We start from the raw sequence: 21,683 nt of genomic DNA, 5'->3' as shown, positions 1-21,683 counted from the left end.
TAATGAGGTTTTTTATAATATGAAACAATATAGATTTAAAGATAATTTTTTATTTGGAAGCTCTACATCAGGACCTCAAAGTGAAGGTTTTTATGATAAAGCTAATAAAAGTATATGGGATTATTGGTTTGAAATAGCACCAGATAAATTCCATAATAAAGTAGGTCCAGTATATACATCTAATTTCTTTAGAGATTATAAAGAAGATATAAAATTAATAAAAGAAACAGGACATAATGTTTTTAGAACTTCAATACAATGGAGCAGAATAATAAAAAATTTTAACACTCTAGAGTTAGATGAAAAAGCAGTTGAGTTTTATAATAATGTTATAGATGAACTTATAAAAAATGATATAGAGCCTATAATGTGTTTGTATCATTTTGATATGCCTTTAAAACTTCAAGAGATTGGCGGATTTGAAAATAGAGAAGTTGTTGAACTCTATGCTAAATATGCTTCTAAAATGTTTGAACTATATGGAGATAAAGTAAAAAAATGGTTTACATTCAATGAGCCTATAGTTGTTGCTGAGGGAGGATATTTGTATAAGTTTCATTATCCTGAAGTTGTATCATTTAAAAGGGCTATTCAAGTAGCTTATAATATGAACTTGGCTAGTGCAAAGGCTGTAAAAGCGTTTAAAGAATCTGGAAAAACTGGAGATATAGGAATAATATTAAACTTAACTCCTTCTTACCCTAGAGATGAAAACAATAAAGAAGATTTAAAAGCTTCACATATATGCGATTTGTTGTTTAATAGAAGTTTTTTAGACCCTGCTACTAAAGGAGAGTTTCCAGAAGATTTAGTAAAATTCGTAAAAGAAAATAACCTTACTCCTATATGCGAACAAGGCGACAAAGAATTATTAAAAGAAAATACTATAACTTTGCTTGGAATAAATTATTATCAGCCTAGAAGAGTGAAGGCAAGAGAGACAGAGTTTAAATCAGATACTTTAATGCCTGAAAACTTCTTCGAGCCTTATGAAATGCCTAACAGACTTATGAATCCATACAGAGGCTGGGAAATATATTATAAAGGTATTTATGATATAGCAAAAAATATTCAAGATAATTATTCTAATATGAGATGGCTAATAACAGAAAATGGAATGGGTGTTGAAAATGAAGAGAGATTTATAAAAGAAGGCGTTGTAGAAGATGATTATAGAATAGAGTTTGTAACAGAACATTTAAAATGGCTTCATAAAGCTATAGAAGAGGGTTCTAATTGTCTTGGTTATTTAATGTGGACGCCTATAGATTGCTGGTCTTGGCTTAATTCTTATAAAAATAGATATGGTTTTATTCGATGCGATTTAGAAACAGGAAAGAAAACAATAAAGAAATCAGGTCATTGGTTTAGAGAGCTTGTAAAAAATAAAGGCTTTGATGCTTAATAAAAAATTAGAGGTATAAATATGTCAAATAAATTAAAAATTGCTACTATTGGAGGAGCTTCTTCATATACTCCTGAAATTATAGAGGGTTTTATAAAGAGATACGATAAATTGCCGGTAGATGAACTTTGGCTTGTTGATATAGAGCCTTCAAAAGAAAGATTGGAAATAGTTGCTAATCTTTCAAGAAGAATGATAGAAAAAGCAGGATTAAAAGATAAGTTCAAAATATTTACAACTTTAGACAGAAGAGAAGCTATAAAAGATGCTAGTTTTGTAACTACTCAATTAAGAGTTGGTTTACTAGATGCTAGAATAAGAGATGAGAGAATACCATTAAGTTATGGAATGATTGGTCAGGAAACTAATGGTGCAGGAGGATTTGCTAAGGCATTAAGAACTATACCTGTAATATTTGATATTTGTAAGGATATAAAAGAATTATCTCCAAATGCTTATCTTATAAACTTTACTAATCCGTCTGGAATAGTTACAGAAGCAGTTTTGAAATATCACCCAGAAATAAAAATGATAGGTCTTTGCAATGTTCCTGTAAACATGAAAAAAAGTGTAGCAGAAATATTGAATGTTTCTGATGAAGAAATTACTTTTGTTGCCGGAGGATTAAATCACTTTTTGTGGGGAAGAGAGGTAATACATAAAGGTGTTGATAGAACTCAGGAAGTTTTAGAGAAATATTTAGATGGTTTTGAAAATGGTCCTGCTAATATTAATACTGAAATAGCTTGGATAAAAGAACAAGTGCTTGATACAAAAATGATACCTTGCCCTTATCATAGATACTATTATCTTACTGATGAAATGCTAAGAGAAGAATTAGCAGAGTTTAGAGACGGTAAAGGCACAAGAGGAGAACAGGTAAAAGCAATAGAGAAAAAATTATTTGAAATATATAAAAATCCAGATTTAAATACTAAGCCTGAAGAGTTAAACAACAGAGGCGGAAAATATTATTCTGATTCTGCTTGCGAACTTATAAGTTCTTTGTATAATAATGCAGGTACAGAGATGATAATATCTACAAGAAATAATGGCACTATTGATTGTTTGCCTAATGATTGTGCTGTTGAAATTACAGTTAATGTTTATAAAGATGAATTAAAACCTCATAAGCAAAAACCTTTCCCTATTGAAGTGAGAGGATTATTACAACTTATGAAAAACTTTGAAGAATTAACTGTAGAGGCGGCTGTTCATGGAGATTATGGTAAAGCACTTCAAGCATTAACTGTCAATCCGTTGGTTGTAAGCGGAAGAGTTGCTAAAACTGTACTCGATGAAATAATAAAACAAAATAAAGACTATTTACCTCAATTTTATAAAAATAAATAATACAATAGGGAGTTTAATATGACTGAAGAACAAGAAAAGTTTATGGAAGAGAATGTATTTCCTATTATTAGTTTGGCAGGAGAAAGTAAAAGTTTAGCTTATGAGGCTTTAAGACTTGCTAAAGAGAATAAATTTGATGAGGCTGAAGAAAAAATGAAAGAGGCTGATTCTTTACTTTTAAAATCTCATGAGTTTCAAACTAATTTAATAAGTAGGGAAGCAGATGGCGAGAAAATAGAGATTACAATGCTTTTTGTACATGCTCAGGACCATTTAATGACTGCTATGAGTGAAAAAAACCTCATAAAAGAAATGATAGATATATTAAAACAAAAATAATTTTTTTTAATTAAAAACTATTTTATTTATTTTTTTTATTATATAATTATAAGATACAGTTTTAATTAAAGGAATTTTTTATGACATATAAAGAGATTATAGAAGTTGCAAAAGACTGCATGGGTTTTTGTAAGGCTTGTGCTATATGTAATGGAAGAGTGTGCAGAGATTGTATGCCTGGACCTGGAGCTAAGGGAATAGGTGATGTTGCTATTAGAAATTATGATAAATGGAGAGAGATAAGACTTAATATGGACACAATATCTTCTAATGAAGATGTTGATACTTCTTTTGAGTTATTTGGCAAAAAGTTTAAATATCCTATATTTGCCGGTCCTGTTGGAGCTGTTAAGCTTCATTATGGAAATAAGTATGAAGAAGAAGAGTATAATGATATATTAGTAAAATCTTGTGCTAATGCTGGTATTGCTGCTTTTACTGGAGACGGAACTAATCCTAATGTAATGATTGCTGCTACTACTATGATAAAAAAGCAAAATGGTATAGGTATTCCTACTGTAAAGCCTTGGAATATAGATGTTATAAAAGAAAAAATGAAACTTGTTGCAGATTCTAATGCTTTTGCTGTTGCTATGGACGTTGATGCTGCGGGTCTTCCTTTTTTGAAAAATCTTACACCAAAGGCAGGAAGCAAAACTGTTGATGAATTAAGACAAATAAAAGAAATTGCTAACAGACCATTTATAATAAAAGGAATAATGACAGCTAAAGGAGCTAAGAAGGCAGTTGAGGCTGGAGCTGATGCTATAATAGTATCAAATCATGGAGGAAGAGTGCTTGACCAGTGTCCTTCTACTGCTGAGGTTTTGCCTGAGATAGTTGATGCTGTTAAGGGTAAAATTAAAATATTAGTAGACGGCGGTATTAGAAGCGGTGCTGATATATTAAAGGCTCTTGCTATTGGTGCTGATGGGGTTGTTATTGCGAGGACTTTTGTTATAGCTGTTTATGGCGGGGCAGAAGAAGGAGTTGAATCGTATGTTGCTCAATTGGGGGCTGAACTTGAAGATGCTATGACTATGTGCGGGGTTCATAGCTTAAAAGAAATAACTAGAGATATTGTTAGATTTTAATTTTTTATTTTTATAGACCAATATTTAAACTCAATATTAAAGAGATTTAAAATTCTCTTTGTATTGAGTTTTTTTATATTTTGTTAAATTTTTATTATATTTTTAGTATACAAAAAATTTTATATATATTTTTTTCTATAAATATATAATTTTTGTACTGCTAATTTCTTTTGAATAAATATAATCTTATTTTGTAAAAATTAATTGTGTTTTTATTGGTTTTATTTATTATATTCAATATATATCTATAATGTGTATTATATGTTTTTTATAATATATTGGTATATTATAAAAATATTTGAATTCGTATATAAATATGTATTTATATAAGTTTGATTTTTAAAATTAACATAATTATATTGACATTTATTAAAATTATGTTTAGATTATACTAACATTAAATATTATGAACGAGGGGATTAATATGTCAGTACAAGAATTAAAATCAGATAATTTTGAAAGTGCTATATCATCAGATAAAGCAACTTTAGTAGATTTCTTTGCAGAGTGGTGCGGACCTTGCAAAATGCAAACACCTGTTTTGCATAAGGTTGCAGATGCTAATTCTGATAAAATGAATTTTGCTGCTGTAAACGTAGATGAAGCAGAAGAGATAGCTGCTAAATATGGTGTTCAATCTATACCAACACTTATGGTTTTCAAAAATGGAGAAATTGTTAAGAGAGCTGAAGGAATGAAAAATGAGGCTCAATTAAAAGAGTGGCTTCAAGAATATCTATAAAAATAAATTAAATAAATAAAAAATTAAAAGCCTGATTTTTTTATAAAATTATAGAATTAGGCTTTTTTTTATTTTAAATTAATATATAATTTTATTATGTTTATTTAAGGGGTAGTTATGTTTAGTACAAACAGTATATTAATTGATAGATTGTCTTCAAGATTGAGAACCACAAAAACCGAAATCAATAAACTAATTAGTGAATTATTTTCCAGTATTACTCCATATGTTTTAAACAATAAAGTTTTTTATATGTACGAGCTAGGGTATATATATTTAGATAAAAATTATAATATTATATTTAGAAGTTCTGATATATCTTTTGATGCTTCTTTGAATACTATAACAGAAAAATATGACACAGTTAAAAATAGAGCTATTAAAAAGAAGCTATATGAAATGATTTTTGAAAATATAAGACATTTAGTTGATAATGGAGAGAAAGTATATATAGAGAATTTTGGTACTTTTTTCCATGATGATGGATATGTGAATTTTGAGGAAGATAGAGCTTTAGTTTATTTGGTTGAAATGAAGATTCAAAATATCAAAAATAAATATTTGGGCTACAATAAACTACTTGATAGATTATGTTCTGCTAGAAAGAATTTAGATAGAAATGTTGTTAAAGATGAAATTAATAATTTATTTGAAAATATTAGTGCTTTGGTATTAGAAAAGAAAATATTTTTTATGTATGAAGTTGGAAATATATTTATTGACAAGAATTATAATATAGCTTTTAGAAGTGCTGATATGGGGTTTGATGCTTCACTTTACAGTATTATAGCTAAGATTGATGATGTTAATGAGAGATTAGAAAAGAAGTAAATTTTTTGAGGCTGTATTTGAAAATATTAAACATTTAGTTGATCATAATGAAAGTATTTATATAGATAATTTTGGTACTTTTTTCTACAATAAGGGATATATTAGTTTTAATGCTGATGCTGTTTTTGTTAATAGAGTTGATAATAAATTCTTTAATGAAAAAGCTGCTCTTAGTAATGAAAATAAATTAGAAATGAAAGATTATAGTAAAGATGAACTATTAGATATATCAAATATTTCTGATAAAGAAGTAAAATCTAATAAATCAAAACAATCTTCAGAAAAGAAAGAAACAAAAGGTAATTTTATTTTATTAAAAATAGCAGCAGTAATAGTTGTAATTATTGCTGTTATAATGATGCTTGCTTTGAATGTTAATAACAATGGAAGCAATAATGTAGATAATGAGAAATTATATAATATAGTAAACGGATATTTTACAAATGTAAAAACAGCTAATTTATCTTATACTGTATCAAACAATATGTATTATTGGGATATAGCTAAAGAGATTTATGGAAATTCTACATATTGGCCTATAATATCTGTTTATAATAAATATAATATAATTACTCCAATCAAAAAAGGAAGCAAAGTAACTTATAAATTACTTCCAAGATTTTGTACTGTAAATGATTTAAAAGCATTTGAAAATACTTTATCAAAATCTTTTATTAAAGTTTATCCTATTTTGCAAGATGGTAAAAAATATAATCATGCTATGTGGTCATTAAAATTGGCTGCTTATTATGATATAAGAGTTTTTAAAGATAATACTAATTCAATATCTAATGAAACATATACAAAAATATTATCACAGCATTCTGGATTTAATGATTTATTGTATAAAATGAGCAGATATAATAAAGTTACTAAAAATCCTGCATCTTCATTTGTAGAAATAATTAAAGATAATACCAAATATAGAAAATAACTTAAAAATAAGGATATCTAAATGAAGGTAGTAACAACAGAAGAGCTAATAAACATAGATAAAAAAACAACAGAAAAAATTCCTTCTATACTTTTGATGGAGCATGTAGCTTTAGATATATTTAATTTATTAGAAGAAAGATATGCTGAAACACTTAATACTCATTTTGTGCATATATTCTCATCTGTTGGAGGCAATGGCGGAGACGGTTTTGCTGTTGCGAGATATTTAATAAAAAACGGATACAATGTAAATGTTTATATTACCGGCAATTTAGACAAGGTTAATAAAGACACTTATGCTAATTTCAATATATTAAAATCTATGAATGTTGAAATAAAGTATTTGGGCAATGAAGAGAATGTTTATGAAGCTATTGATTTGATAGATGAAAATGATATAGTTTTAGATTCATTATTCGGCACAGGCGGAAGAAGACCTTTAGGCGGTATACAAAAGCTTTTAGTTGATAGTTTAAATGATTTAAATATCATAAGAATAGCTATAGATATACCTTCTGGACTATATTCAAAGATTGATGATAGTTCTAATAGTTGTTTTAAGGCAGATGAAACTTATACTGTATGTTTTGCTAAAGACATTATGTTTTTATACAACACTAGAGAGTATATTGGGGACTTATTTATAATCAAATCAATATTTCCAGAGAATATATTAAATGAAGCTCCTTATATTGCTAATTTAATAGATTATGATGAAAATATAGAGATAGTGAGAAATGCTTTTTATTCTAAGAGGGAGCAGGGTAGGCTTGCCATAGTATGCGGAAGCTATGAATATACAGGAGCTTGTATACTATCTGCAAAGGCTGCTTATAGGAGTGGGGTAGGATATATTAGACTTTATGTTCCTAAGGCAATATTAGAAACTGTTAGAAATGCTGTAATGATAGATATGCCTGAAATTGTTGTTATAGGTGTTGGAGAATATGATAATAAATATTTTACAGCAGATGATTTATATATTGCAGAAGATATAAATAAAAGTGATGCTTGTATAATAGGCTCTGGTATAGGCAGAGATATGTCTACAGAGGTTTTTATCAATTCTATATTAAAGCAAATAAATATTCCTACAGTTATTGATGCTGATGCTTTATATTTGATGTTTCAAAGCACTTTATCAGAATTGGGTAATAACTTTTTACTTACTCCGCATATTTATGAGTTTGAAAAGCTTATGGGTATTAATCATATAGAAGCTTTAACTAATCCTTATAATGCATTACAAAGGTTTAGAGAAATTACTAAGGCAAATATAATATTAAAAGATGCTGTAAGTTTTTTGATGAATGATGATGATATATATATAAATTATAATCCTACAGTTTCTATGGGTAAAGCTGGAATGGGAGATGTATTAGCTGGTTTTGTAGGGGCTTTTTTAGCAAGAAAATTACAAATGCTTGAGGCTTCAAAGTTAGCATTAATATTGCAGTCACAAAGTTTTTTAGAGGCCAGCAAAAAATTGGGCAGCGATTCTGTTCAGGCTAAAGATGTTGCTTATTTTCAGTCAAAAATATTAAAGAGGATGATGTAAATTGGCTAGAGAGGTATATGACCCAAAAAAACCAGAATTAGAGTTTTATAATGTTAAACCGCCGCATACTCCAAAAATGCCTAAAATACCAAGGACTACAAATATATTTTCTAGAAGATGGTTTATGCTTCTTTATGGAGGATTTCTTACTGTTGTGGTAGTACTCTTTTTTGCAAACAGGGCTGGATTATTTGATAATATAGAGTTTTTTAGAAAGTTTAGAGCTCCTATTACAAGTAAAATTAATAATATAGATTCAAAGAACCCTGAAGTTGTAGTAGCTACTATAGAAGTTAATAATTTTAACTATACTAATTCTAATACAATAGAAGAACTAAAAGCGAGTGTATCATTGTATAATAATAAAAAACTCATCTTTACAGGTAATGATAAGTTTTATAATGTAATGTTTCCTGTTGGTCAGCGTATTGGTTTTAGAATGCCGTTTGATAAAAATTATTGGAAAAAAGCAAATAGAATGCTAATCATTTTAGATATAGATGATAATTTTACTCACAGCAATTTTGTGAGAATAAGAAGATAGCAATTTTTAGTTTGTACTGAAAAATTGTCAAGTCTATAAGAGATTAGTTTTTAGCTTAAAATGTTGGTATTATTTTATATTAATACATATTCCTAAGACATTAGCTATAGTATGTGCGTTTTTTGCAACTTTTTGCTGCGGGAAAAAGTTGATATAAAATAATAGTTTTAATATACACTAATAATTATTAACTTTTTTATTTTAGTTATTTGCAGGCTTTGTCATTAACGAAGTACACACCGTGCAGCACCACACTTCTTTTGCGACCGAAGGAAGTGCCTTCGGTATTGGTATAAAAGAACCTTATATCCTTCGGATACGCTACGCGAAGAACTGCATTTTTATTATAAATTTTATAATTTAATTGTACATTAAAAGGCACTCCCCCGCACTTCTAAGAAGTTATAATTAAAGCATAACATTACCGTGCGGCAAGGTGGTACAGCTCGTACGCGGGAAAAAGTTGAATAAAATAAAAATTTATATAACAAAGTATAATTCTTGATTTATACTTTAAAAATAAAAAACGGAGCTTTTAAAAACTCCGTTATAAAAAGGTATTTATGTTTAATTAAATCTTATCTCTTATTTAGATTTGTTTCTTAATCTGTCCATAGGGCTAATGATATCAGTTACACGAACACCGAAGTTTTCATCTATAACTACAACCTCACCCTTAGCGATTAACTTTCCATTAACAAGCAAATCAACAGGCTCACCAGCTAACTTTTGAAGCTCAATAATAGAACCTTCACCAAGACCTAAAATATCTTTAATAGTCATAGTAGCTCTTCCAAGTTCAACAGTCATGTTCATAGTAACGTCCATTAAAAGACCAATGTTACCAGTACCTTGAACATCAGAAGCAGGCATTAAAGAATTAAATTCTGCATGCTGTACTCCAAGCTGTTTTCCATTATCATTAGCTTGAGTATTATTGCTGCTGCTTGCACTTGTTTTATTTGCATTAGAAGTAGTTTTTGAAGCATTAGATAAAATAGCTTGTAAAACAGGCAATTCAAAAGCAAATATATAAGGAGCGTTATCTATTTCTCCATCTATACTTAGAGAACCGCTTACTATAGCCAAAGGTCCAGTAATGCTTATTGAAGCGGAATCATCTAATATACTAGTTTCTACAGGAGCATTAGTAAAGTTTCCTCCGAATTTAGAAGTTAAAGCACTATCAGAAACTCCAATCATTTGAGAGAAAGCTTCTTTTAATACTTGAGCTACCATATCATTCAAATCAGTCTCAGCTTGACCAGTCATAAGAGAAGCTATAGTTAAAGCCTCTTTCTCATCCATAAAATAATAAACATTACCATTAGCTGAGCCAGTGTATGATACTTTTGCTTCTATTACTTTACCAGAAAGCATCTGATGCAAATTACTTACATCTCCAACAGTTGTAGTAATATTTGTGATGGACACAGTCTTTGTAGAAATAGAAGATAATGAATAAGCTTGATTATCTGCTATGATTTTAGCTGCCTCATTAAAAAGCTGCTTATCTACATTATTGCTGCTTCCAGCAGATGCTGAAGTGCTATCAGTGCTTCCAAAAGCCTCTTCACTTCCTTTAAGCAAAGCTTCTATTTCATCTTGAGATAATGCACCGTCACTCATCATAACCTTAATCCTCCTCTTTTAATAAATCATCTTCGGTGATATCAGTTTCTCCATCCATAACACCAGTAAGCTGTACAGCCATTCTGCTTCCAGATATACCAGGACGGCATAAGAATTTCTTCCTAGTACCAATCTTGAATATCACAGGGTCAGTAATCTTAGTCTCAGTAAACTTAACAACATCACCCTTTTGTAAATTAAGAATGTCTGATAATGGTAATTGCATAGAACCAAGTTCAGCCGAAGTTTCAACATATATATTTTGTAATTTTTCTTTAATAATTTTTAAGTTTTCGCTAGTACTTCCTCTTCTTACAGAAGCATACCAATATTGAGCAGAGAATTTAGAAAGTATAGGTTCAATAGTAATATAAGGTATACAGAAGTTCATCATACCTTCAACATCAGCAACCTTTGTCTCTAAAGTAATAAGTACAACCATGTCATTAGGGCTAACCATCTGAGCAAACTGAGGGTTAGTTTCTATAGAACCCAAACGCGGTCTTAAATCTATTACCTGAGACCAAGCCTCTCTTAAGTTACCTAATATTCTTACTATAATACCTTCCATAACAGACAACTCAATATCTGTTAATTCTCTATTTAAGTTTTTAGGGCTTTCTCCAGCTCCTCCAAACAACCTATCTATAATAGTAAAAGTAATAGATGGGTCAATCTCTAAAATAGAACTTCCTTTTAAAGGGTCCATACTCACAATAGCCAAAGTAGATGGATTACTTACACTTCTTATAAACTCTTCATAAGTAAGCTGGTCTACGCTTGCTACGTGAATACCTACCAAAGTTCTTAATTGAGCTGATAATGAAGTTGTAGTAACACGTGCAAAGTTTTCATGCATCATTTGAAGCGTTCTTATTTGGTCTTTAGAGAATTTGTCAGGACGCTTAAAGTCATAAATTTTAATCTTTCTATGCTCTACTTCCACACGTTTAGTATCAATATTATCCAACACTTCGCCAGATGATATAGCACTTAATAATGCATCTATTTCACTTTGTGACAATACTTCTGTCATACTATTATCCTTATACTTTATTTTAACTCATTAACTCAACAAGAAACTATCAAATAATATATCATCTATTTGTCCGTTTTTTAACATACTGTTTATTTCACGTTTAATATCAGCTTTCAATTGCTCTCTTCCTTCATTAGTTCTTAATTGGTCATAAGTATAAGAACTTATTAAAGAATATATTCTATCTCTTATCATATATCCTCTCTCTGGAAGCTCTACTGCTAATTGTTTAACATTAGTAGTGTAAGTCAATACTATGCTTACTCTTACAAATCTTGCAACATCCATATCAGCAGTATTAACATTAAACTCTGGAGTAATAGCAAAATATGTTGGAGGTGGCTGTTTAATCATGCCATCTACTACACCAGCATTTACTCCTGCGGCTCTTCCTACGCTCTTAGAAACAAAAAACGCTATAAGTCCAGATATTAAAGCAACTACTAAAATGGCAGCTACTATCATTAGTATTTTTATTATCATCGGGCTTAAAGTGAATTTTTTCTTTGCTTGAGCTTCGTTTTGTTCCTCTTCTTCGCCTTCTTCTAATTCTAAGTTTTCTTCTTCTGCCATATATAATTTCCTCTCTTATAAATATTATAATATTAATAATATCATTATATAACAGTAAAATAAATAATCAACTCTTATGTTAACTTTGTTATTACTGTATCTATATTAAAAATCGGTAAACTAAGAAAATACTTAACATATTTTTTTTATAAAATGTAAAAATTATTATATTGCTTTTTTTTGCTTTAATATTATAATCAAATAGTATTTTTAATGATAAATAAAAAGGGGTTATATTGATGAGAGTTTTATTAAAAGCTGAAGATTATGAAAAAGTTCTTCCAAGACTTGCTGCTGAAGTAATTGAAAAGGAAAATATGGATAAACTTTCTATTGTAGGCATAAGAAGAAGAGGCGATTATTTAGCTGTAAGACTTAAAAAACTTATAGAAGAAAAAATAAACATAGATATACCTATAGGTGCTATTGATATTAACCTCTATAGAGATGATTTATCTACTTTATCAGAATTCCCTGAAATTAAAGAAACTGACATACCTTTTGATATTACAGGAAAAACTATTCTTCTTGTAGATGATGTACTTTATACAGGCAGAACTATTAGAGCTGCTTTAAATGCTTTATTTGAATATGGCAGACCTCAGAGAGTTGTTTTACTTGTATTAGTTGATAGATTTGGAAGAGAGCTTCCTATATCTGCAAATTATGTTGGACTTGCATTAAATGTTCCTGCTGACCAATATATATCTGTAAGAATTAAAGAATTAGAGGGTGAGGATATAGTTTTACTTAAAGATAAAGCTTAATCGTCAAACTTTCTGCTTAAAGATGAGTAAAGGTCATAGAACTCTGTTTTAGAGAAATCTTTTAAACATTCAGTTGGCATTTTCTCTACTATGTTTTTAAAGTATGAGAATAGTTTTTTAAATTTATTCATTTCGCTTTCTGAAAGTAAAAGGTCATTTTTACCGCAATATGCCATTTCATTATTGTTGTTATTATTTTCTTCAGCTTCAAACATCTTTATAGCGAAATCTAAATCTAATTGACTTATTTCTCCGTCAAAATCTTCATTTGGGTTGTATTCTGTATTTTCTTTTTTTTCTATATCTTCATTAAGGCTAAATTCATCTTCTACTTTTACATTTGTTTCTATATTGTTTTTTTCAGTTTCATATAATTCTTTTTCTTCAGCCATTGTATGTTCCTTTGTTAGAAGTTTATCTGTTTCATCATATTCTTCAACAGATTTTTTATTTTTGTTATTATTGTTTATATTTTTTTTATTATCTATATGTATAAGTTCATGACCATCTTCATCGCTTTGACCTGATATAAGATGTTCCATAATACTTAAATCGGCATCTTTTACCTGATTAACAGCATTTAATTCCATAATTTCATTTAATTTTTCTAAATTATTTTCTACTATTTCTTCAAGTTCTTCATCATCGCCTATTAGAGTATTATCATCAATGATTACTTCATCATCTCCTATCAAAGAGTTATCATTTATATTTTCTTCTATTTCGTCTGCACCTATTAGAGTATTGTCATCAATTATTTGTTCTTCTTTTTCGTCATTACCTATTAGAGTATTGTCGTCAATTATTTGTTCTTCTTCTTCGTCATCACCTATTAAAGTGTTATCGTCTATTGTTGGTTCTTCTTTTTCATCATCGCCTATTAGAGCATTGTCGTCTATTATTAGTTCTTCTTTTTCGTCATTACCTATTAGAGCATTGTCGTCTATTGTTGGTTCTTCTTTTTCGTCATCACCTATTAAAGTATTATCATCTATTATTAGTTCTTCTTCTTCGTCATCACCTATTAGAGTATTATCATCTATTGTTGGTTCTTCTTCTTCGTCTGCACCTATTAGAGTATTGTCGTCTATTATTAGTTCTTCTTTTTCATCATCACCTATTAGAGTATTATTATCTATTGTTGGTTTTTCTTCTTCTTCGTCATCACCTATTAAAGTGTTATCATCTATGATTGGTTCTTCTTTTTCATCATCACCTATTAGAGCATTGTCGTCTATTATTAGTTCTTCTTTTTCGTCATTACCTATTAGAGTATTGTCATCAATTATTTGTTCTTCTTTTTCATCATCACCTATTAGAGCATTGTCGTCTATTATTAGTTCTTCTTTTTCTTCATCATCGCCTATTAGAGTGTTATCATCAATTATTTGTTCTTCTTCTTCATCATCACCTATTAGAGTGTTATCGTCTATTGTTGGTTCTTCTTTTTCTTCATCGCCTATTAGAGTGTTATTATCTATTGTTGGTTTTTCTTCTTCTTCGTCATCACCTATTAGAGTATTATCATCAATTATTTGTTCTTCTTTTTCTTCATCTGCACCTATTAGAGTGTTATCGTCTATTGTTGGTTCTTCTTTTTCATCATCACCTATTAGAGTGTTATCGTCTATTGTTGGTTCTTCTATTTCGTCATCACCTATTAGAGTGTTATCATCAATTATTGCTTCTTCTTCATTATTTTGTGTTAAAATTTCATCGTTTTTAGTTTCTTCTATATTTTCAGCTTTTTTTTTAGTTAGTTTTTCGTTTTTTTTTTCCTCTTCTTCTTTTATTATATTCTTCATTCATCTGCTTTAATTTAGCCAAAAAATCATTACTTTCTTTTTCTTCTTTTTTAGATTCTTCTTCTTTTCTCTCTTTCTCTTCTTCTTTATATTCCTCATTCATCTGCTTTAATTTAGCTAAAAAATCATTATTATCTTCTTCTTTGTTTTGCTCTTCTTTTTTTTCTTCATCTATTTTATTTTCTTCTATTTTGTTTTCTTCTATTTTGTTTTCTTCTATTTTGTTTTCTTCTATTTTGTTTTCTTCTTTGTATTCCTCGTTCACCTGCTTTAATAAAAAGTCATTGCTCTCTTTAATTTCTTCTTTTCTCTTCTCTTCTTTTTCTCTTTTATATTCTTCATTCATCTGCTTTAATTTAGCTAGAAAATTATTACTATCTTCTTCTTTGTTTTCTTCTTCTTTCTTATCCTCTTTTTCCTTTTTATATTCCTCATTCATCTGTTTTAATTTAGTTAAAAAGTCATTATTATCTTCAGCTTGTTCTTCTATTATATCTTTTTTTTCTTCTTCTATTATTTTATTTTCTTCTTTACTATTTTGAACTGATTCTAAATTGTTATTTATTTCTTCTTTATATTCAGTAGATAATAAATCATCGCTTGTTTTATTGCTCTCATCTTCTATAGAAGTATCAGAAGAACTATCAGAACTGCTGTTTTCTATATAGGCTTTATACATTAATTCTTCTTCATCTGTTAGCTCATCAGTTTTATCTTCAGAATCATCTCTATCTATGTACTCTTTATACATATTCACTTCTTCATCTGTCAACTCATTAATATCTTCTTTTTTATCAATACCTTCCAAATTATTAATACTTTCTTCTTTTTTTATATTTGTGTATTCTTTGCCCTCTATATAGCTTTTATACATATCTATTTCTTCATTAGAAAGCTCGTTCTCATCTAATTCATTATTCTCTATGTACTCTTTATACATATTCACTTCTGCATCTGTGAGTTCATATACTTCATTATTGTCTGCGTCCGATATTTGATTATTATATATACTATTTTCTTCATTAGATAATTCATCTATCTCTAATTCTTCTATATCTTTTTTTATTTTATTCATATCCATATACTCTTTATTATTATTTTGTATATATTTATATTCAATATTTTCATCTTTAGTTATTAAATCAAGTTCATTTCCAGATAATTCTATAATATCATCTTGATTATTATTTTCATTAATATAATTTGACTCATCTATATAATCAACATCATCAATATCAGGCACATCAATATTATGAATATTTTCTGTAATAATGTTTTTATCATCATTGTCTAATGAATGTTCAATATTTTCTATTTCATCTAATCCCTCTGATACCATTTCAGCTATATCATCATTATTTTCATCAACAATTTCTATTATATTATCATCACTTTTCAAAGAATTATTTTCAGCATATTCAATATTTTCTATTTCAGCTAAACCCTGCGATACTATATCAGCTATATTATTATTGTCGTATTCTGTATTGTCTAAGTTTTCAACTAAATCATCTAGTTTTTCTAACTCATCAATTACTTCATCATTATTTATAATATCAGTGTCAATATTCTCTTTTATTTCTGTATTTTCTAAATTGTCATTATTGTTTTCAAAGCTTTCAGCTTCTAAATAATTATCTAAAGCATTATTGATTTCATCATTAACAGTAGTTTCAAAAGTAGTATCATTTTCTTTGTTAATGTTAGTATTATTTTCATTTATATAGCTCTCTTCATCAATGATTTCTACTACACTGTCATCATTTTGCAAAGAACTATTTTCAGCATATTCAATATTTTCTATCTCAGCTAAACCATGCGATACTATATCAGCTATATTATTATTGTCGTATTCTGTATTGTCTAAGTTTTCAACTAAATCATCTAATTTTTCTAACTCATCAATTACTTCATCATTATTTGTTTCATTATTTATAATATCAGTGTCAATATTTTCTCTTATTTCTGTATTTTCTAAATTCTCATTATTGTTTTCAAAGCTTTCAGATTCTAAATAATTATTTAAAGCATTATTGATTTCATCATTAACAGTGGTTTCAAAAGTAGTATCATTTTCTTCAGTAATATTATCATCAATTGCAATATCATTATTTTCTTCAATACTTTCTGCTATATCGTTATTATCATTGCTGTTAGAGTTTTCAGCTTCTAAATAATTATCTAAAGCATTATTGATTTCATCATTAACAGTGGTTTCAAAAGTAGTATCATTTTCTTCAGTAATATTATCATCAATTGCGATATCATTATTTTCTTCAATACTTTCTGCTATATCGTTATTATCATTGCTGTTAGAGTTTTCAGCTTCTAAATAATTATCTAAAGCATTATTGATTTCATCATTAACAGTGGTTTCAAAAGTAGTATCATTTTCTTCAGTAATATTATCATCAATTGCGATATCATTATTTTCTTCAATACTTTCTGCTATATCGTTATTATCATTGCTGTTAGAGTTTTCAGCTTCTAAATAATTATCTAAAGCATTATTGATTTCATCATTAACAGTGGTTTCAAAAGTAGTATCATTTTCTTCAGTAATATTATCATCAATTGCAATATCATTATTTTCTTCAATACTTTCTGCTATATCGTTATTGTTTTCTAAATTATCATTAGTTTCAGAGATTTCATTAGCAGATTCTTCATTATTGATGCTAGCAGTATTATCTGATGCATCTTCTATAATAGGAGTACTATTAGTAAAAAAACTCTCCAAATTAAAATCATCAACATCACTTATAGCATTCAAATCATCTTCAGATATTCCAACATTGCTCTCTATTTCATTATATGCTCTATTTTCTTCTTCTGTGTATGCCTCTACAGTTTCATTATTAACATCATTTGTATTATCTTCAGAAATTTCCTCTATGCTTATAGTATCTTCATTATTATTTGAATCATTTTCTGCCGTATCTTCTATACTAGGAGCACTATTAGCAAAAAAACTCTCCAAATTAAAATCATCAACATCGCTTATAGCATTCAAATCATCTTCAGATATTCCAACATTGTTTTCTATTTCATTATATATTCTATTTTCTTCTTCTGTGTATGCCTCTACTGTTTCATCATTATTTACATTTTGGAAATGGTTTTCCAAATTAAAATCATCAACATCGCTTATAATATTTAAATCATCTTCAGATATTCCAATATTGCTTTCTATTTCATTATATATTTTATTTTCTTCTTCTGTGTAGGCTTCTACAGATGCTTCTTGATTATTATTTTCTATTGCTATATTTTCATCTGATGCAGAAGTTATGCTGTCATCTATTATAGAGCTATGTATGCTAGGAGATTCAGTACCTATAGATACAGTAGGAAAATTGTTTTCATTAATTTCTATATTTTTATCTACAAGAGAATCTATATCATATTCATCAAGAGAGATATCATTATTATCATCAAAAATATTTGAATTATTTAATTTCAATTTTATCTCCCTTCAGTATTTTTTTTAATGCTGTAATACTTAGCCGGTATATTTATAGTTATATCATTTGTTATTGGCATATTGTAATCTAAACCTTCAGGTAAATATCCTCTTTCTGTAATTCCTCCAGCTGTTTCAATTATTTTAGCAAAAGAAGAACCATATTTGCAAAAATATACACCCGAATGTCTTACAGCACCTTTCATAGTTACTTTTATATACCTTTCAGTATCGGTGTTATTAACAGTATTAATTATAATACCAAATAAAAAAACCAATAAAATAAAAGATAGACAAATAATTTTTTCTTTCATTTATAATAAATAATAAACTATATTTTATATTATTAATGATATCATTATTTCTATATAAGGTCAAGAAATTATAAATTTAATCTTCAAATAATAAATATATATTTTTAGAGTCATAATGTACGGATTTATAGTATATTATCCAATCTGTAAGATTTTCTATGCTATGCATTCCTCTGTCTCCCTCATGCATATTCAAATCTTTATAAGGCTCATTTATTAATGTAGCATCAAAATATCCGTCATCTGTAAAATCATGAACCTCAAACCATAAATGCTCTAAATCATTAGGGTCTTCGTCTTCTCTAGCATAACCTAATTTTACTAAAAACGAAGTATCTTCATCTTTCTTTTTCTTTGTTAATAATTCTATAAAATATTCAATTTTATCAAAAGCAGCTTCTCTCATTATAGCAGTTTCAAAATTGCTAAGCATAAAAATAGGATTATCTGTAAGTTTATCTTTATAGTAGTCCATAGTATGGTAATTTCCTTTTTCATCTACAGCTACTAATACACCAGAAGGAGTGTTATGTATATTATCATTTCTGTCTTTATAGCTTCCAGAAAAATCTTTATCAATATTAAGTTTTTCTAAAGCCTCTTGCCAAGGAAGCCAGCAAACACTAACACCATAAGCAGGAGTAAATTTAAAGCCTTTTTCAGGAACTCCTCTCTCTATAAATAGTTTTGCTACAGTGTTTAATAATTCTCCATAATAAGCATTAGAATCTTCAACACCAACTATTTCTAATTCTATCACACCAGCTCTGTATAATCCATGCGTATGAAACCAATATTCTACTTTGTTTGGGTCTTTATCATCATCATATATAGCATGAATAGTGTAAAGATAGTCTAGTGAAGGTAAAAGCGGGAATGTGGCAGTGTATGCAAGCCAATCTCCAGAACGTGCAGTAGAACAAGACATATCTAAAAATAATGAAGCATCTGCTACTATGCTGTTTAATAATTGTAATTGTCTTTGATAGTCTGTAAGAGGATAATTTTGAAATACTGTTGATATATGTATTGCATAATTTACTTCTAATGCCTCTTTATAATTTTCTTCTTTTATTGTATTAACTGAGAATATTTCAGGTACATTTTCTGTTACAGTTTTTGCATCTATTAGAGCAATATAGAATGTAAGTTCATCATTTTGTTTTACTTCTTCATCATGATTGCCGCAAGAGCATTGATGATTTTCTCCATGGCTGCAAGAGCATTGATGTTCTTCTTCATGGTGATGTCCGCATGAGCATTGATGTTCTTCTTCGTGATTATGTGAGCATTCATGTCCTTCACAAGAGCAATCGCTATCGCATTCATCATCACACTCATCATCATATTCTTCTATATATTCTGCTTTTAATATTACTTCCCATTTTGAGTTTTCTCTTATATAATTTTCTTTTTCTACCTCTTTTAATTCTGTAACTATAAAGCTATTTTCCTCTGCTAAAATTTCTTTAAGCTCATCTATAGTTACATTATGGTCATATTCTTTAGAAAATACAGCCGCCATCCAAGATTCTAATCTATGCTCCTTGTTTGAAAATACATTATATAGTTTTTCATTATAATCCATACTTTATTAACCTCTTAAAAATAATTAGTATATGATAAAATAAAAAATATTTTTTTGCAATTTATGAAAATATTATTATTTTTATTTTTTCTTTACAGGTTGATATTATAATTATATTATGTTATTATTATAAAAAAAGAATAAAAATAGGTACTATGGATATGGCATGAAAATAATATCTGGGAGATTTATCTCAAAATCTGAATTACGTAATAAGATACTTAGAGATGTGCTGTTAGTATTTCTATTTTTATCAGTGGCAGGGTTTGTATATTTCCAAATGAGAAGCCCTGTGCCTGTAAAGTTTCTTTTTAAATCACTTTTTCAAGATGTAAAAAACAGTGTAGTAGAGGAATATTCTAAAATATATTATCCAACCTACTATTTTTCTATGCAGATGACGCCTATATTTGATATAATCAATCAGGCTCCAGATGTTTATAAGGTTTTAATAACTAATTTCTTTCCAAAGCATACTTTTATAGAAAAAGCGGCTATGCAATTTGGAGATAGTTATATGTCTATTACTAAATCTGGAAATGGATATAAAGTTCAAGGTACTATTGCCACGAATAATATGCAAAAATACTCCGCAATACCAATGGAGCAGCTTAGTATAGACTCATTTTATGTAAAAGACGGTAAGCCTTATATACATTTAATTTATATTGCAAGTGAGAATGTTGCTTTTGAATATATTTCAGAGTTTAATGTGAAGTTTGATAATTTAGATATAAAAAATATGAATAATATATATGCCTATTTGGTTACTGGAAACAGTAGAATAATTTTCCCTGTATCTTTATCTAATACCAATGAAAACCCTATGGATTTTGTTGAAATAGCAGATATGCTTAATTATGAGTTTCAAAAGAATGAAAATGAAGATATAGCTAAAGTAATTTATAATAATAAGCATTATTGGGGATATAAGGGTAATTTTAGTGTATCAGAAAATAAAGTTGAAATAGGCATTATAATACCAGAGAAGTCTTTAATAAATAAAATACAAATACCTATAATACTTTTCTTTATTATATTTGTACTTCTTACAATAGGGCTTATAGTAATGTTCTCTGCTCATTATGTAAGGATAATAGAAGAGCTGAGAAACAATCATATGAATATTAAAAACATTATTAAAGAGGGTGAAAGTACAAATGTAGAGTTTAAATCTACTTTAAGATATGACAGCAATACAGAAAAGATAAATAAATCTCTAGAAGAAGTGATAATGAAATCAATTGCGGCATTTGCTAACACAGAAGGAGGCCGACTTTTTATAGGAATCACTAATGATGGAGAAATTATAGGTCTTGACCATGATTATTCTACTTTAAAACAGCCTAATAAAGATTTCTTTGAACTTCATCTTAGAACTTTGGTTGAAACTTATTACGGCAATGCTTTTTCTGCTGAAAATATTAGGATAGATTTTGTTGAAGAAGAAGGAAAAGATATATGTATTGTTTATATAAGTAAAAGCAGAGAGCCTGTATATAGTAAAATTACTAATAAACAAGGTCTTAAAGAGGAAAAATTCTTTATTAGAGTAGGCAATTCATCTAGAGAAATAGCAAACACAAGCGAGATAATAGCCTATATCAACAAGCATTTCAAAAAGCTATAAAAAGTTATAACACTATAACAAAATGTTTGACTAATTTAAAAAAATACGATATAATAATAATTACTAATAA

Annotated in this window: 18 protein-coding genes; 11 read left to right on the top strand and 7 right to left on the bottom strand. The window is 28.2% G+C overall.

What is annotated here, in order from left to right; translation table 11 throughout:
• Positions 1–19: 19 nt before the first annotated feature.
• The 9 genes from BPP43_RS06600 to BPP43_RS06565 all read left to right on the top strand — a co-directional run bounded on the left by BPP43_RS06600 (position 20) and on the right by BPP43_RS06565 (position 8,802).
• Entirely contained in the window at positions 20–1,405 is a 1,386-nt protein-coding gene (locus BPP43_RS06600) for a glycoside hydrolase family 1 protein (RefSeq protein ID WP_015274518.1), read from the top strand.
• 21 nt (positions 1,406–1,426) lie between these two features.
• Entirely contained in the window at positions 1,427–2,758 is a 1,332-nt protein-coding gene (locus BPP43_RS06595) for a 6-phospho-beta-glucosidase (protein ID WP_013244566.1), read from the top strand.
• A gap of 18 nt (positions 2,759–2,776) precedes the next feature.
• Positions 2,777–3,097, top strand: coding sequence for a PTS lactose/cellobiose transporter subunit IIA (locus BPP43_RS06590; protein WP_013244567.1), 321 nt, complete (start codon positions 2,777–2,779; stop codon positions 3,095–3,097).
• 80 nt (positions 3,098–3,177) lie between these two features.
• Positions 3,178–4,191 (top strand): alpha-hydroxy-acid oxidizing protein, encoded by a 1,014-nt coding sequence (locus BPP43_RS06585; protein WP_013244568.1) that lies wholly within the window; start codon positions 3,178–3,180, stop codon positions 4,189–4,191.
• 406 nt (positions 4,192–4,597) lie between these two features.
• The gene (gene trxA / locus BPP43_RS06580) at positions 4,598–4,933 is read left to right on the top strand and encodes a thioredoxin (RefSeq protein WP_332835222.1); all 336 of its coding nucleotides are present in this window, start codon (positions 4,598–4,600) and stop codon (positions 4,931–4,933) included.
• A gap of 117 nt (positions 4,934–5,050) precedes the next feature.
• Entirely contained in the window at positions 5,051–5,764 is a 714-nt protein-coding gene (locus BPP43_RS12175; protein ID WP_252832272.1) for a hypothetical protein, read from the top strand.
• Between the two features lie 193 nt (positions 5,765–5,957).
• Positions 5,958–6,698 (top strand): hypothetical protein, encoded by a 741-nt coding sequence (locus BPP43_RS12170; protein WP_252832271.1) that lies wholly within the window; start codon positions 5,958–5,960, stop codon positions 6,696–6,698.
• Between the two features lie 21 nt (positions 6,699–6,719).
• Positions 6,720–8,258 (top strand): bifunctional ADP-dependent NAD(P)H-hydrate dehydratase/NAD(P)H-hydrate epimerase, encoded by a 1,539-nt coding sequence (locus tag BPP43_RS06570; protein ID WP_015274516.1) that lies wholly within the window; start codon positions 6,720–6,722, stop codon positions 8,256–8,258.
• A gap of 1 nt (position 8,259) precedes the next feature.
• Positions 8,260–8,802, top strand: coding sequence for a hypothetical protein (locus BPP43_RS06565; protein ID WP_014932412.1), 543 nt, complete (start codon positions 8,260–8,262; stop codon positions 8,800–8,802).
• A gap of 585 nt (positions 8,803–9,387) precedes the next feature.
• Here the strand turns inward: BPP43_RS06565 and fliN are convergent.
• The 3 genes from fliN to BPP43_RS06550 are packed head-to-tail and all read right to left on the bottom strand — an operon-like array spanning position 9,388 to position 12,046.
• Positions 9,388–10,434, bottom strand: a complete 1,047-nt coding sequence (gene fliN, locus BPP43_RS06560; RefSeq protein ID WP_014936697.1) for a flagellar motor switch protein FliN — start codon at positions 10,432–10,434, stop codon at positions 9,388–9,390.
• Between the two features lie 4 nt (positions 10,435–10,438).
• A complete protein-coding gene (gene fliM, locus BPP43_RS06555; RefSeq protein WP_013244574.1) occupies positions 10,439–11,470 on the bottom strand; it encodes a flagellar motor switch protein FliM in 1,032 nt (343 codons plus the stop codon).
• A 30-nt stretch (positions 11,471–11,500) separates the two neighbouring features.
• On the bottom strand, positions 11,501–12,046 hold the full coding sequence (locus BPP43_RS06550) for a flagellar basal body-associated FliL family protein (RefSeq protein WP_013244575.1): 546 nt from the start codon (positions 12,044–12,046) through the stop codon (positions 11,501–11,503).
• A gap of 239 nt (positions 12,047–12,285) precedes the next feature.
• Here BPP43_RS06550 and pyrR point away from each other — a divergent pair, with 239 nt between their 5' ends.
• The gene (pyrR, locus tag BPP43_RS06545) at positions 12,286–12,813 is read left to right on the top strand and encodes a bifunctional pyr operon transcriptional regulator/uracil phosphoribosyltransferase PyrR (RefSeq protein ID WP_013244576.1); all 528 of its coding nucleotides are present in this window, start codon (positions 12,286–12,288) and stop codon (positions 12,811–12,813) included.
• Here pyrR and BPP43_RS11480 read toward each other — a convergent pair.
• The 4 genes from BPP43_RS11480 to BPP43_RS06525 all read right to left on the bottom strand — a co-directional run bounded on the left by BPP43_RS11480 (position 12,810) and on the right by BPP43_RS06525 (position 19,983).
• A complete protein-coding gene (locus tag BPP43_RS11480; protein ID WP_015274515.1) occupies positions 12,810–14,618 on the bottom strand; it encodes a midas domain-containing protein in 1,809 nt (602 codons plus the stop codon). The two genes, pyrR and BPP43_RS11480, sit on opposite strands and share 4 nt — an antisense overlap.
• On the bottom strand, positions 14,566–18,081 hold the full coding sequence (locus tag BPP43_RS06535; protein WP_015274514.1) for a midas domain-containing protein: 3,516 nt from the start codon (positions 18,079–18,081) through the stop codon (positions 14,566–14,568). Before BPP43_RS06535 ends, BPP43_RS11480 begins: the two co-directional genes overlap by 53 nt.
• A gap of 2 nt (positions 18,082–18,083) precedes the next feature.
• Positions 18,084–18,395, bottom strand: a complete 312-nt coding sequence (locus tag BPP43_RS06530; RefSeq protein WP_014932417.1) for a hypothetical protein — start codon at positions 18,393–18,395, stop codon at positions 18,084–18,086.
• 76 nt (positions 18,396–18,471) lie between these two features.
• Complete coding sequence (locus BPP43_RS06525; protein ID WP_014932418.1) at positions 18,472–19,983, bottom strand: DUF4026 domain-containing protein; 1,512 nt, start codon at positions 19,981–19,983, stop codon at positions 18,472–18,474.
• 166 nt (positions 19,984–20,149) lie between these two features.
• Here BPP43_RS06525 and BPP43_RS06520 point away from each other — a divergent pair, with 166 nt between their 5' ends.
• Positions 20,150–21,613: an AlbA family DNA-binding domain-containing protein gene (locus BPP43_RS06520; protein WP_014936618.1), complete on the top strand. Its 1,464-nt coding sequence runs from the start codon at positions 20,150–20,152 to the stop codon at positions 21,611–21,613.
• The last annotated feature ends 70 nt before the right edge of the window (positions 21,614–21,683 follow it).

Origin of the sequence: Brachyspira pilosicoli P43/6/78 (assembly GCF_000325665.1) — a bacterium.
Lineage (GTDB): Bacteria > Spirochaetota > Brachyspiria > Brachyspirales > Brachyspiraceae > Brachyspira > Brachyspira pilosicoli.
Note: the sequence above shows the minus strand (reverse complement) of the source record. Positions and strands in the feature narration are given on the sequence as shown.